Source organism: Symbiopectobacterium sp. (assembly GCF_051710365.1).
Taxonomy (GTDB): domain Bacteria; phylum Pseudomonadota; class Gammaproteobacteria; order Enterobacterales; family Enterobacteriaceae; genus Symbiopectobacterium.
In genome coordinates this window covers 1-12,806 of record NZ_JBPETA010000010.1, presented here as the reverse complement: position 1 = coordinate 12,806, position 12,806 = coordinate 1, and the positions used below count along the sequence as shown (strand labels likewise).

Genomic DNA, 12,806 nt, shown 5'->3' with positions numbered 1-12,806 from the left:
CCCTTATACTTCGCAGCTCGCAGGAGAGAGGACCGCGCAACGCGCGACCCGCCGAAGGCGCAAACTCCCATAATCGCTCAGGCCACCTTACTGCACTTTGTTAATACGCCGACTGGAGAGCGGTGTGCACGTTGTTTATTGGCGTAGCCACCCACCGGAGGGGAAAGCGGCGTGAGCTGCATAAACTCTCAGGTAAAACGGACAGGGGGAGAGGCACATTTCACAGGAAAACTTGTGTGCTTACTTACATCTATCTGATCGCAATTACCGCAGAAGGCATGTCTGGCGCGTTGGCCGCCGGACGCAGGAACATGGATATTTTCGGTGTGACGATGATCGCTTTTATCACCGCTCTGGGCGGTGGCACTGTCCGTGATATCCTGCTCGGCAACTATCCCATTGGCTGGACGCAACACCCCGGTTACATCTATCTGACGATTGGTGCAGGCCTGTTCACTATCGTGATTGCCCGCATCATGCACCACCTGCATCGACTGTTCCTGATCCTTGACGCCATGGGGCTGATTGCCTTTACCATTATTGGCTGCAATGTGGCGCAGAAGCTGAACTACTCCTTTACCGTGGTTATTATGGCCGGGATTGTCACCGGGATCTTCGGTGGTATTCTGCGCGACATCTTTTGTAACCGCACGCCGATGGTGCTCAGAAAGGAACTCTATGCCAGCGTATCACTGCTGGTGGCGCTGCTTTATCTCGGGCTGAAAGCGTTACAGGTCAACCACGATATTAATCTGCTGGTGTCGTTTACCTTGGGGCTTTCGCTGCGTCTGGCGGCGATCCGGTGGTCATGGCAACTGCCGGTGTTTTCCTACTCGCCGGGCAGTTGGAAAGGAAAAACCTGAGAGATGTGGTGAACCGCACCGTAATCGGGAATAAAACGGTGTAACGATTTTCTTTGGATTTCTCGTTTTCACCGATCCCGTATTGATCTTTGTGCTGTTTGTCTTTAAAGCCATTATGGGGGGATATGGAATGTCAGGTATCACGTATTCACCCTTCAGGAGATGCCGCTCAAACTGGCAGCAAGGGTTTCTGCGGTGAGCGGGACGTTGGTGAAAATCAGTGCCGGTGTTGGTAGCCTGGTGGCCGGGTATTCTCTAGGATTCATGGGGGCAGAGCTGACACTGGTTACACTGGCCGTGCTGACCTTGTTCATGCTGTCCGGCTCTTTTGTCTGTAAAAAAGAGTACGGTAAATACCATGAGCAAAAAGCGTTATAAGGGTAACGTAAAATTTAGGTGCCAGCCGGGAAGCCAAATGAATTGTGAAAACAGTATGGTGAAATGGATGGTAAGAGATGGTGGTGGGGGAAGGATTCGAACCTTCGAAGTCTGTGGCGGCAGATTTACAGTCTGCTCCCTTTGGCCGCTCGGGAACCCCACCATGGCCTAACTGATTGTGCGCTTTCTTGGTAAGCGGTGCGCATCATATCAAATGCGACGCCCCTGTAAAGCCCGAACGCAAAAAAACGCGTTTGTTTGCTGTTTTTTCACACGCCTTGCGGGTTTTCCACTCAACATTGAGTGGAAAAACAGCGGCTTAAAGAATAATGGTGCGATTACCGTAAACGAAAACCCGTTGTGCCAGCACGCGGTACAGGGCGCGGCTCAGCACGTTTTTCTCGACGTCGCGGCCTGCACGAATCATGTCATCGGCGGTATAGGTGTGATCCACGTTGATCACATCCTGAATGATGATCGGACCCTCATCCAGGTTGTCGTTCACGTAGTGGGCGGTCGCACCGATGATCTTCACACCGCGCTCATAGGCCTGATGGTATGGACGTGCGCCGATGAACGCAGGGAGGAACGAGTGGTGGATGTTGATCACCTGATTCGGATAGTGCTGCACAAAAGCAGGCGTCAAAACGCGCATGTATTTGGCCAATACCACGTAATCCGGTTTGTACGCATCAATCTGCTCAATCATCAACTGGTCGTGCGCTTCACGTGAGAGTCCTTCATGGCTCACCAGATGGAACGGGATATCAAAACGCTCAACCAGCGTTTGCAACGTATCGTGGTTGCCAATCACGGCGGCAATTTCAACATCCAGGCCACCGTAAGCACTCTTCATTAGCAAATCGCCCAGACAATGCGCTTCTTTGGTGACCAGAACCACGATACGACGGCGGCCTGCATCACTCAGTTCGCGCACGGAGCCTTCCGGCAGCGCGCCGTCTAAATCGGCCAGCAGCGTAGTATCATTGAAGATCCCCTCTAATTCGGTACGCATGAAAAAGCGCCCGGTGCGGTGATCGACAAACTCATTGTTCTGAACAATGTTTAATTCGTGCTTGTAGCAGATGTTGGCAATTTTTGCGATAAGCCCCTTTGCATCGGGGCAAATGGTACGCAACACTTTTCGTTGTATTGCCTGAGATTGCATCGTTTGGGATTGCATGGAAATAAGAACCCTGTCCAAAATCGTCTGTCATCATCCCCGAAAGCTGCCACGTTCGTGCGATTTATCGCCGCGATAAGGGGAAGCATGCCACCGGGTTACATTTTTTGCCTTACATTACGCGCCTATCCACGCCCGCAGCATTGTTTGTATTTTTTGTCCGAACCGCACGGACAGCGATCGTTTCTGCCCGTTTGCAGATGTACGCCGTCTACATAGTACCAGCGATCGAGGCGGCTAAGGAAGCGTGAGCGCTCGCGCATCAGCGATGTGCGCTCTGGCTGTGAGGTGTCGGTATAGCGCGCAGCGAATTCGACATAGCCTTCATCCGTATCGCGTCCTGGGCTGGTAGCCAGCACATTCAATCGTTGCCACTGCGTATCCTGAGCGCTTTCGGTGATTGAAGAACGCCATTTTTCAGGATGAAGCGCAGGATCCCAGGTAGCGATAAGATAATCAACATCATGGACTACGTAAGCACAATAGCGTGAACGCATTAATGCTTCTGGTGTTGGTGCGATGTCGGTGCGTTGCAGATAGGGAAGGCAGCATGCGGTATACTGCTTACCACTCCCGCAGGGACAGCTTTGCGGCACGGTAACTCCTGGATGTATGACTAACAGTAAAAAAAATTAAAAAATATCGATATTTGCGTGAAAATAACTCAACGTCGTGGCGATATGTTACCTAACAATCTCGGTGAGTGGCAATGTGCGCTAAAATGAATAGCGAGATGAGAAGGATATCATGAAGCAAAGAAAGATTGATTTGGCGCTGGGATCGGGCGCGGCGAAAGGATGGGCCCATAGTGGTGTCATTCAGGCATTGACTGAAATGGGCATTGTGGTCAATGTGGTAGCGGGCTGTTCGGTGGGAGCCTTGGTGGGTGCAGCGTATGCCACCAATCGCTTGAATTCCATGGCGCGCTGGGTGAGTGGGTTTCATCATTGGGATGTGATTCGCCTGATGGATCTTTCCTGGCAGCGTGGCGGGTTATTGCGCGGCGATCGGGTATTTAACCAGGTGCGACACATCTTGCGTACCCAGCAGATCGACGAGTGTGCTATCAAGTTCGGGGCAGTGGCCACCAATCTGACAACGGCGCGAGAACTGTGGCTTACCGAGGGCGATCTGCACCATGCGATCCGCGCCTCATGCAGTATGCCGGGGTTGCTTGCGCCCGTGCGACACAATGCCTATTGGCTGGTTGATGGTGCTGTGGTGAACCCGGTGCCGGTTTCTCTGGCTCGCGCACTGGGCGCTGACGTGGTGATTGCTGTGGATTTGCAGCATAACGCGACGCTGGGACATGACGACATGCTGTCCGTGGCCGCGATGGCTGAAGAGACGCATGCGGATTCTACGCCGCTCAACTGGCAGCACAAGCTCCGGCAGCGCTTGTCCATGGGGTTGCAGCGTCAGCGTGCCAACCGTGCACCTTCAGCGATGGATATCATGACGGCCTCCATTCAGGTGCTGGAAAACCGTTTAAAAATGCATCGTATGGCTGGCGATCCGCCTGATGTGGTGATGCAGCCCTATTGTCCACAAATTGCCACGCTGGATTTTCACCGTGCGCAAGAGGCGATTGCCGCAGGGCGACTGGCCGTGGAGAAAAAGCAAGATGAATTACAACTGCTGGTAACCCGAGACGCAGGCTAGTGGAGTAGCAGCGCCTGATAAGTATCAACAAGGGTAAAAGTGTAGAGTGGCAGGAGTTAAGGCCGAACAACGCGAGGGAATATGCATGAAGTTGACGTATGAGGTCATCAATGGGGTCAGCCATTAACAGATAAGCACATTTTGATTGTTGAAGATGAGGCGGTATTTCGTTCCGTGATCGCTGGCTATCTGACATCGCTGGGTGCGTCTGTGCGTGAAGCTGTCAATGGGGTGGATGCATTAGCCATAATGCAAAGCTATCGCCCTGATTTGATCGTGTGCGATTTGGAAATGCCGCTAATGGGGGGCATTGAGTTCGTTGAAACGCTCAGGTTGCAAGATAATCGCACGCCCATTCTGGTGGTGTCTGCCACCAGTCAGATGGGGGATGTTGCCAAAGTGCTGCGCCTGGGCGTGCAGGACGTGATGCTTAAACCTATCCGCGATTATGCACGCTTGCGCGAAGCCGTGATGACCTGCATGTATCCCGATATGTTTACCTCTCAACTGAGCGAAGTTGAGCAGTTGATGGAGGATATGGATTCACTCAATCAATCGCCAGATGCGGTCAATAAACTGCTGGCGCAGCTACAGCCTCCGGTGCAACAAAAAATGGCAGGTTGCAGCGTGCGTTACCGTCAATTGACGTCATTGGAGCAACCGGGGCTGGTGCTGGATATTGCCGCGTTGTCTGATGATGACTTGGCGTTCTATTGTCTTGATGTGACGCAAGCCGTGAACAATAACGGCACGCTGGCAGCTCTGCTGCTGCGCACACTGTTTAACGGGTTGTTACAAGAGCATCTGGCTAACCAGCAACACCGCCTACCCGAATTGCCTGTCTTGTTGCGACAGGTCAACCAATTGCTGCGCCAGGCCAATCTTAATGGGCGTTTCCCGCTGCTGGTGGGTTACTATCACCGAGGATTGCAACGGCTCATCCTTATTTCAGCCGGTTTACATGCCATGCTGAACGCAGGAGAGGAACAGTTGGTGTTAAACAATGGTATTCCGCTCGGCACCCTCGATGGAGCATATCTTAACCAATTAAACTATGAGTGCGCCGCTTTTGAATGTCAGGTCTGGGGGCGCGGTGGACGCTTACGACTGATGTTATCAACAGATTGAAGGCTTACGCAGTGTGATGAGACCTACGGAATAGTCTGATAGGCGTTCATCATGCAATTTGTTGCATACTCTTCGCTTTCGTAATTAATTTTTATTTCCTACTATATAAAGCGTTGTTTTATTTTTATCATAGCCATCGCGTTTACCGGGTGTCGTCTCTGGCCGAGCAGGCTGGTGTACCCCGAATTAAACCCGGCAATAAAGTTCATTATTTGAACGGTATATCAGAGGTTGTTATGTCAACGGTGAATAAAAAAGTTAAAAAGGCGGTCATCCCCGTCGCAGGGCTAGGGACTCGGATGCTGCCGGCAACAAAAGCGATTCCAAAAGAAATGTTGCCGCTGGTTGATAAGCCGCTCATTCAATACGTCGTCAATGAGTGTATTGCCGCAGGCTTGAACGAAATCATTTTAGTTACACACTCATCCAAGAATTCCATTGAAAACCACTTCGATACCAGTTTTGAGCTGGAAGCGATGCTGGAAAAGCGCGTTAAGCGTCAACTGTTGGAAGAAGTTCAGTCTATTTGCCCGAAACATGTCACTATCATGCAAGTGCGTCAGGGACTGGCGAAAGGATTGGGGCACGCTGTCATGTGTGCACACCCTTTAGTGGGGGATGAACCCGTCGCTGTTATTTTGCCCGACGTTATCATTGATGAATTTGAATCCAATCTGAAGAAAGACAACCTGAGTGAAATGCTGGCACGTTTTTCTGAAACGGGTCACAGCCAAATTATGGTTGAACCGGTTGAAGAAGTCAGCAGCTATGGTGTTGTTGATTGCAAAGGGCAGACATTACAGCCTGGAGACAGTGCACCGATGGTGGGCGTAGTGGAAAAACCCAAGGCGTCAGAGGCACCTTCTAATTTGGCTATTGTCGGTCGCTATGTACTTTCGGCTGATATTTGGTCTCTGCTGGAAAAAACACCGCCGGGAGCGGGTAATGAAATCCAGTTAACGGATGCCATTGCCATGTTGATGGAAAAAGAAACCGTGGAAGCGTACCACCTTAAAGGTGTAAGTCATGACTGCGGAAACAAATTGGGTTACATGCGTGCATTTGTAGAATACGGCCTGCGTCACAATACGCTGGGTAATGATTTTGCAGCATGGCTTAATGAAACCGTTAATGAAAATGATGTGAAATAACCTGATTCTATGGCGCTTTGCCTTGTGGTTCGTGGGGCGTCACGAAAAATGGATATAAAAACCCCCGTTAAACGGGGGTTTTTTGTTAAATAAGCACAACAATTCCGAGTGGGAATTACAGCAGGAAATCGTCCAGAGATTTACCTTGCTCTTCAATAGCTTTCTTGATCACGGCAGGGGTGCGGCCTTGGCCAGTCCAGGTTCTTGCTTCGCCGTTTTCATCAGTATATTGATATTTTGCCGGGCGTGCAGCGCGTTTGCTTTTGCCCGGAGTTTTTGCTGCGCCCAAGGATTGCAACAGTTCATTCGGGTCAATGCCATCAGCAATCAACATATCACGATATTGCTGTAATTTACGGGTACGTTCTTCGATTTCTGCCTGAGCCTGATTATCTTCGTCACGACGCTCATTGACAACGACTTCCAGTTTTTCCAGCATTTCTTCCAAAGTATCCAGGCTGCATTCTCTCGCTTGGGCGCGCAGAGTACGGATGTTGTTTAGAACCTTTAGTGCTTCGCTCATTGTGATAATCTCAAATAATATTATTTGTGGCGTATGTAGGGTGATAATAGATGGCTATTTTATTTTCTGCAATAGTCAAATTTGTAAGATTGTTAAAAAATAGCGTTTTTAAAACCGATATCACGTTGCTGCTAAGGTAAATAAAAGCACATTGTTAACAAATGAAATACCTGTTACTTGAGTATTACTCCGCACGCTGCGTTAAAACGGTTAGCGGCGATGCTGACAGGATGCGATATAAGCATTTTTTATACCCGAAACGTTTACCTGTTGTCAGCGTTGATAAACACAAATCAAGTTACTCGTTCCCTTACTCAGAAGAGGGCGATTTCAGGTCGGTTTGGTCGGCATCATACAATGCTAATTATTTACGCTAAATATCTCTCATGCTGTTAATGTTTTCCTCAGTATAGGAATTTTCGCAATTGCCGATTGCCTTATATACGTCGATTACCAACGCCATTGTGGCGGTGATGGCGTCACTATCCCGACGTGTTGTCTCTCACAGAGCGTGGGGCAGCATAGGCAAGCGGGCACGTAGGTTATTTCAAAATATGATACAATACGCCGCCGCGCGTTGCGCGGGTAAAGCGCTCTTTTGGGGTTATAAACATGGCACAACTTTATTTTTATTACTCGGCAATGAACGCGGGAAAGTCTACCGCATTATTACAGTCCTCTTATAACTATCAGGAACGGGGGATGAGGACGCTGATTTTAACGGCTGAAATAGACCACCGTGATGGTATCGGGCGGGTCAGCTCGCGTATTGGACTTTCCGCCCCAGCGTTGGTGTTTAATTTACAAACTGACTTGTTTACCTTGTTGGTTAATGTGCAACGTGAGCAGCCTGTGCACTGTATATTAATCGATGAGTGTCAGTTTCTAACCCGCGAGCAGGTGAACCAACTGTCAGACATTGTCGATGAATTGGATATTCCGGTGCTGTGTTACGGCCTACGTACTGATTTTCAGGGCGAATTATTCTCCGGCAGCCAGTATTTGCTCGCCTGGGCGGATAAGCTGATCGAGTTGAAAACGGTCTGTCATTGCGTGCGCAAAGCGAATAGGGTGCTGCGGCTTGACGCGCAGGGCAATCCGCTGCGTGAAGGTGAACAGGTGGTGATCGGCGGCAATGAGCGCTATGTGTCAGTCTGCAGCAAACATTACAAAAGCGCATTGGGATTAACCCATGCGTCACTATCGGCAGATAGACAATAGGCGGCAGATAGAAAATAGGCGGATAAAAAACCCCAGCGAAGCGGTGCGTCGCTGGGGGAAGAAAGAAACCCCTACCTTAACGGCAAGGGTGTGTTATCGCTTCTTAGTTAGCCTTTTTACCTTTTTTCTCGGCTTTGGCCGGTGCTTTCTCTTCTTCAACACTTTCCGTATACGGACGACCGTAGTAAGTGCCCAGCATGATCTGTTTCAGCTCAGCGATCAGCGGATAGCGCGGGTTAGCACCGGTACACTGATCGTCAAAGGCATCTTCAGACAGCTTGTCCACTTTTGCCAAGAAATCGGCTTCCTGCACGCCCGCTTCGCGAATCGAGGTCAGGATGCCCAGTTCAGTTTTGATTTCATCTAACCAGGTCAACAGCTTCTCAATCTTCGCTGCGGTGCGATTGCCGGGTGCGCTCAGTCCCAGGTGATCGGCCACTTCAGCATAACGACGACGAGCTTGTGGGCGATCGTATTGACTGAATGCGGTTTGCTTGGTCGGGTTGTCGTTCGCGTTATAACGAATGACGTTAGCGATCAACAGGGCATTAGCCAAACCGTGCGGAATATGGAACTCAGAACCCAGCTTGTGCGCCATGGAGTGGCAGACCCCAAGGAAGGCGTTGGCAAAGGCGATACCGGCGATGGTGGCGGCGTTGTGAACGCGTTCACGCGCGACCGGATTTTTCGCACCGTCACGGTAGCTGGCTGGCAGGTTCTCTTTGAGCAGCTTCAATGCCTGTAGCGCTTGCCCGTCGGAATATTCGTTGGCAAGCACCGATACGTAGGCTTCCAGTGAGTGGGTCACCGCATCCAGACCGCCAAAGGCGCACAGGGATTTTGGCATGTTCATCACCAGATTTGCATCAACGATCGCCATGTCCGGGGTGAGCGCATAGTCAGCCAGCGGGTATTTTTGCCCTGTGGCGTCATCCGTTACTACGGCGAACGGCGTCACTTCAGAGCCGGTGCCGGAGGTGGTGGTAACGGCAATCATCTTCGCCTCCACACCCATTTTCGGGAATTTGTAGATACGTTTGCGGATATCCATAAAACGCAGGGCCAACTCTTCGAAATGGGTATCCGGGTGCTCGTACATGACCCACATGATTTTGGCCGCGTCCATCGGCGACCCGCCACCGAGTGCGATGATCACATCAGGTTTGAACGCTTGCATCTGTTCCGCGCCTTTGCGCACTATGCTCAGCGTCGGATCGGCTTCTACTTCAAAGAAAACATCGGTTTCCATTCCGTGCTGTTTCAGTACCGAAGAGATTTGATCCACATAGCCGTTATTAAACAAGAAACGGTCAGTCACGATAAAGGCGCGTTTGTGGCCATCCTCGGCCACTTCTTCCAGTGCGATGGGCAAGGAGCCACGACGGAAATAGATGGATTTCGGAAGTTTGTGCCACAACATATTTTCAGCTCGCTTGGCTACCGTTTTCTTGTTAATCAAGTGTTTGGGTCCGACGTTTTCTGAAATGGAGTTACCGCCCCAGGAACCGCAGCCTAGTGTTAGTACGGTGCCAGCTTAAAGTTGTACAGATCGCCGATACCGCCCTGAGAGGTAGAATACGCGCAGTTTTCATCATCGCCCTGAAGTGGTTGACACGTGCTAACTGGTTATCCTGATCGGTATACAGGCACGAGGTATGACCGATACCGCCCATGGCGACCAATTTTTCGGCTTTGGCGACGGCGTCGTCAAAATCTTTGGCGCGGTACATGGCAAGCGTTGGCGACAGTTTCTCGTGGGCAAAGGGTTCTGACTCATCCACGTTAACCACTTCACCAATCAGGACTTTAGTACCTGCGGGCACGGTAAAACCGGCCATTTCAGCGATTTTGGGTGCTGCCTGACCTACAATCGCCGCGTTGAGCGAGCCATTTTTCAAAATAATCGATTGGATTGCTTCGAGCTCTTTACCTTGCAGCAGATAGCCGCCGTGGGTTGAAAAACGTTCCCGCACTGCGTCGTAAACGCTGTCTACCACAATCACCGACTGTTCAGATGCGCAGATCACACCGTTATCGAACGTTTTCGACATCAGAATCGAGGCAACGGCGCGCTTGATGTCCGCCGTTTCGTCGATCACCACCGGTGTATTGCCAGCGCCCACCCCGATGGCCGGTTTGCCGGAACTGTAAGCGGCTTTTACCATGCCGGGACCGCCGGTGGCGAGGATCATATTGATGTCAGGATGGTGCATTAACTGGTTGGACAATTCTACGGAAGGCTCATCAATCCAGCCAATAATGTCTTTCGGCGCGCCGGCAGCGATGGCGGCCTGAAGCACGATGTCTGCGGCTTTATTGGTGGCATTCTTGGCGCGCGGGTGCGGCTAGAAGATGATGCCATTGCGGGTTTTCAAACTGATAAGTGCTTTGAAAATGGCGGTGGAGGTCGGGTTTGTGGTTGGTACAATCCCGCACAGCAATCCGATCGGTTCGGCGATGGTGATGGTGCCGAAGGTGTCATCCTCTGACAAAATACCGCAGGTTTTGTCATCCTTATAAGCATTGTAGATATATTCAGAAGCGAAGTGGTTTTTAATCACTTTATCTTCCACTATACCCATACCTGATTCCGCCACCGCCATTTTGGCCAGCGGAATACGGGCGTCAGCGGCGGCGAGGGCGGCGGCACGAAAGATTTGATCAACTTGCTCTTGAGTAAAATTGGCGAAGACCTGCTGTGCCTTCTTGACGCGTTCAACCAATGCGTTAAGTTCAGCAACGTTTGTTACGGCCATAATACTCTCCTGATAATGTTAAACTCTTTCAGGCAATGATCTGACAAACCATTTGTAGCCAAATCATTATTGCAAAACACTAAGTATAGATAACGGGATAGCATTCGTGGCTGAACGCATGGTTAACCTACTCATTGCCTGAAAGGGCTGTGGCCAGCGGTGGCGTAATCTCCTCTCTTCTCCGTGGGGGATGGTGGTTCATTCCACATCTTCTGTTTGACACTGTGAAGGCAACATACCCATTAGTGGGTGTCTTTTGTGTGATCTTCCTCCCGATTCAAAAATGCTGACTCCATTCAGCAGGTCGAATAGTTAATTTTTGTGGTTATTTGTAGCACAATTGTTGTGTTTGTTGATATTTATAACCTGCCATATGTGAGAAAATTTTTGGATTATTCTCTGAATATTTCGATTACCATAAAATTATTCACCTGTTATTTGCGTGAGAATAACCCGTCGTTTATCAGCGTCATCTCAGAACGGGTAGCCGTCGACCAGAATAACGTTTGAAGCGCTTCCAGGATACGTCTTGCATTTCCCTCATGGCCATTAGCTTTGAAGGAACCCATTTTATATCAATGTGATAACATAGAGAGGACCGGATATATGGACAACGGATTATCAGGTTACGCTGTTTCACAAACAGGAGATTCGGCGCAAATACGACGTCAATGGCATACGGGGACAGCACGGCTTGCCGCAACAGTGGCATTGTTGCTTAGCTGTTGGGGGAGCGGGGCGCTTGTCGCGTATGCGGCACCGCCGCCCGACACTCCGTTAGCCAAAGATTCAGGTGCTTGTGCGAAACAACGGTGCGGAAGTGGCCTCCCTCGATCCGCATAAAATAGAAGGTGTGCCAGAGTCCAACGTCTCACGCGATCTTCTGGAAGGGCTGGTGATTACCGATCCGAATGGAAAAATGGTGCCCGGTGTAGCCGAGAGTTGGGAAAATAAAGATTTCCGCGTTTGGACGTTTCATTTGCGCAAAGACGCGCGCTGGTCGAATGGCGATCCCGTTACCGCGCAGGATTTTGTTTACAGTTGGCAGCGATTAGCCGATCCGGCAACGGCCTCGCCTTACGCCAGTTACCTGCAATACGGACATATCGTTAACATTGACGACATTATTGCCGGCAAGAAAACGCCGGACACGCTGGGCGTCAAAGCCGTGGATGACCATACGCTGGAGGTGACGCTGAGTGAAGCGGTGCCTTATTTTGATAAACTTCCTGTTTATCCTGCCATGTCGCCCGTTAATCGCTCCGCCGTTGAAAAAGTCGGTGAGAAATGGACCCAACCGCAACATTGGGTGGGGAACGGTGCCTATACCTTGAAAAATTGGGTTGTCAATGAACGCCTGATTTTAGTACGCAATCCACATTATTGGGATAATGCCCACACGACTATCGAGCAAGTGACGTATTTACCCATTTCCTCAGAAGTGACGGACGTAAATCGCTATCGCAGCGGTGAAATTGACATCACCTACACCAATTTACCGATTGAACTGTTTCAAAAAATGAAGCAGGAAATACCCAATGAGGTGAAGGTGACACCGTATTTGTGCTCTTATTATTATGAAATTAATAACCAGCGTGCGCCTTTTACCGATGTTCGAGTGCGTCAGGCGCTGCGTTTAGGGCTCGATCAGACAATTTTAACCAACAAGGTCAAAAATCAAGGTGGTATGCCTGCCTATGGATTTGTACCACCGTATATTGATGGTTTAAAGGCCAGCGAGCCGGAGTGGTTTACCTGGCCGCAGGAAAAACGCAATGCTGAAGCAAAACGGTTGTTAACCGAAGCGGGGTATACACGGCTTTGTTGAATAAATCAGAACTTGTAACGACTGTGCCCCATCGGGTCGATTGTTACGTGATGCGAATACTGTTCGGCATTCCTAATAGCGTGATCCGGTTAAGCGCTTTGACCATCGCCATG

The 12,806-nt window shown here is 50.2% G+C and carries 8 protein-coding genes, 1 tRNA gene, 4 pseudogenes and 2 riboswitches; of the genes and pseudogenes, 7 read left to right on the top strand and 6 right to left on the bottom strand.

Features of this window, described 5'->3' with window-relative positions; translation table 11 throughout:
* The first annotated feature begins 10 nt into the window (after window positions 1-10).
* Window positions 11-103, top strand: a riboswitch (glycine riboswitch).
* Window positions 104-214, top strand: a riboswitch (glycine riboswitch).
* 22 nt (window positions 215-236) lie between these two features.
* Window positions 237-863 carry a trimeric intracellular cation channel family protein gene (locus ACTBDZ_RS01845; protein ID WP_438814010.1) on the top strand — a complete coding sequence of 209 codons (627 nt, stop codon included), beginning with the start codon at window positions 237-239 and terminating at the stop codon, window positions 861-863.
* A gap of 162 nt (window positions 864-1,025) precedes the next feature.
* Entirely contained in the window at window positions 1,026-1,241 is a 216-nt protein-coding gene (locus tag ACTBDZ_RS01840; protein WP_438814009.1) for a hypothetical protein, read from the top strand.
* Between the two features lie 78 nt (window positions 1,242-1,319).
* Here ACTBDZ_RS01840 and ACTBDZ_RS01835 read toward each other — a convergent pair.
* The 3 genes from ACTBDZ_RS01835 to ACTBDZ_RS01825 all read right to left on the bottom strand — a co-directional run bounded on the left by ACTBDZ_RS01835 (window position 1,320) and on the right by ACTBDZ_RS01825 (window position 3,020).
* Window positions 1,320-1,404 (bottom strand) — tRNA-Tyr (locus ACTBDZ_RS01835).
* A gap of 156 nt (window positions 1,405-1,560) precedes the next feature.
* Window positions 1,561-2,409 carry a formyltetrahydrofolate deformylase gene (gene purU, locus ACTBDZ_RS01830; protein WP_438814026.1) on the bottom strand — a complete coding sequence of 283 codons (849 nt, stop codon included), beginning with the start codon at window positions 2,407-2,409 and terminating at the stop codon, window positions 1,561-1,563.
* A gap of 140 nt (window positions 2,410-2,549) precedes the next feature.
* A complete protein-coding gene (locus ACTBDZ_RS01825; protein ID WP_438814008.1) occupies window positions 2,550-3,020 on the bottom strand; it encodes a YchJ family protein in 471 nt (156 codons plus the stop codon).
* 151 nt (window positions 3,021-3,171) lie between these two features.
* Here ACTBDZ_RS01825 and rssA point away from each other — a divergent pair, with 151 nt between their 5' ends.
* From rssA to galU, 3 genes and pseudogenes are all read left to right on the top strand, one after another.
* Window positions 3,172-4,086, top strand: coding sequence for a patatin-like phospholipase RssA (gene rssA / locus ACTBDZ_RS01820; protein WP_438814007.1), 915 nt, complete (start codon window positions 3,172-3,174; stop codon window positions 4,084-4,086).
* A gap of 117 nt (window positions 4,087-4,203) precedes the next feature.
* Window positions 4,204-5,214: pseudogene (rssB, locus tag ACTBDZ_RS01815) on the top strand (two-component system response regulator RssB); the annotation flags it as partial.
* A gap of 236 nt (window positions 5,215-5,450) precedes the next feature.
* Complete coding sequence (gene galU, locus ACTBDZ_RS01810; protein ID WP_438814006.1) at window positions 5,451-6,365, top strand: UTP--glucose-1-phosphate uridylyltransferase GalU; 915 nt, start codon at window positions 5,451-5,453, stop codon at window positions 6,363-6,365.
* A 115-nt stretch (window positions 6,366-6,480) separates the two neighbouring features.
* Here galU and hns read toward each other — a convergent pair whose 3' ends face one another.
* Window positions 6,481-6,888: a histone-like nucleoid-structuring protein H-NS gene (hns, locus tag ACTBDZ_RS01805; RefSeq protein ID WP_222160708.1), complete on the bottom strand. Its 408-nt coding sequence runs from the start codon at window positions 6,886-6,888 to the stop codon at window positions 6,481-6,483.
* A gap of 612 nt (window positions 6,889-7,500) precedes the next feature.
* On the opposite strand from hns, the gene ACTBDZ_RS01800 reads away from it, so the two are divergent.
* A complete protein-coding gene (locus tag ACTBDZ_RS01800; RefSeq protein WP_438814005.1) occupies window positions 7,501-8,109 on the top strand; it encodes a thymidine kinase in 609 nt (202 codons plus the stop codon).
* Between the two features lie 103 nt (window positions 8,110-8,212).
* On the opposite strand, the pseudogene adhE reads toward ACTBDZ_RS01800, so the two are convergent.
* A pseudogene (gene adhE / locus ACTBDZ_RS01795) lies at window positions 8,213-10,865 on the bottom strand (bifunctional acetaldehyde-CoA/alcohol dehydrogenase).
* 660 nt (window positions 10,866-11,525) lie between these two features.
* Here adhE and ACTBDZ_RS01790 point away from each other — a divergent pair.
* A pseudogene (locus ACTBDZ_RS01790) lies at window positions 11,526-12,681 on the top strand (ABC transporter substrate-binding protein); the annotation flags it as partial.
* Window positions 12,682-12,736: 55 nt separating this feature from the next.
* Here the strand turns inward: ACTBDZ_RS01790 and ACTBDZ_RS01785 are convergent.
* Window positions 12,737-12,806 (bottom strand): annotated as a pseudogene (locus ACTBDZ_RS01785) (surface-adhesin E family protein); the annotation flags it as partial.

What these genes read in the sequence shown, in the direction of transcription:
- ACTBDZ_RS01840 (WP_438814009.1), top strand. Translation starts at nt 1,026, where the DNA reads ATGCCGCTCAAACTGGCAGCAAGGGTTTCTGCGGTGAGCGGGACGTTG.
- purU (WP_438814026.1), bottom strand. Translation starts at nt 2,409, where the DNA reads ATGCAATCTCAGGCAATACAACGAAAAGTGTTGCGTACCATTTGCCCC.
- rssA (WP_438814007.1), top strand. Translation starts at nt 3,172, where the DNA reads ATGAAGCAAAGAAAGATTGATTTGGCGCTGGGATCGGGCGCGGCGAAA.
- galU (WP_438814006.1), top strand. Translation starts at nt 5,451, where the DNA reads ATGTCAACGGTGAATAAAAAAGTTAAAAAGGCGGTCATCCCCGTCGCA.
- hns (WP_222160708.1), bottom strand. Translation starts at nt 6,888, where the DNA reads ATGAGCGAAGCACTAAAGGTTCTAAACAACATCCGTACTCTGCGCGCC.
- ACTBDZ_RS01800 (WP_438814005.1), top strand. Translation starts at nt 7,501, where the DNA reads ATGGCACAACTTTATTTTTATTACTCGGCAATGAACGCGGGAAAGTCT.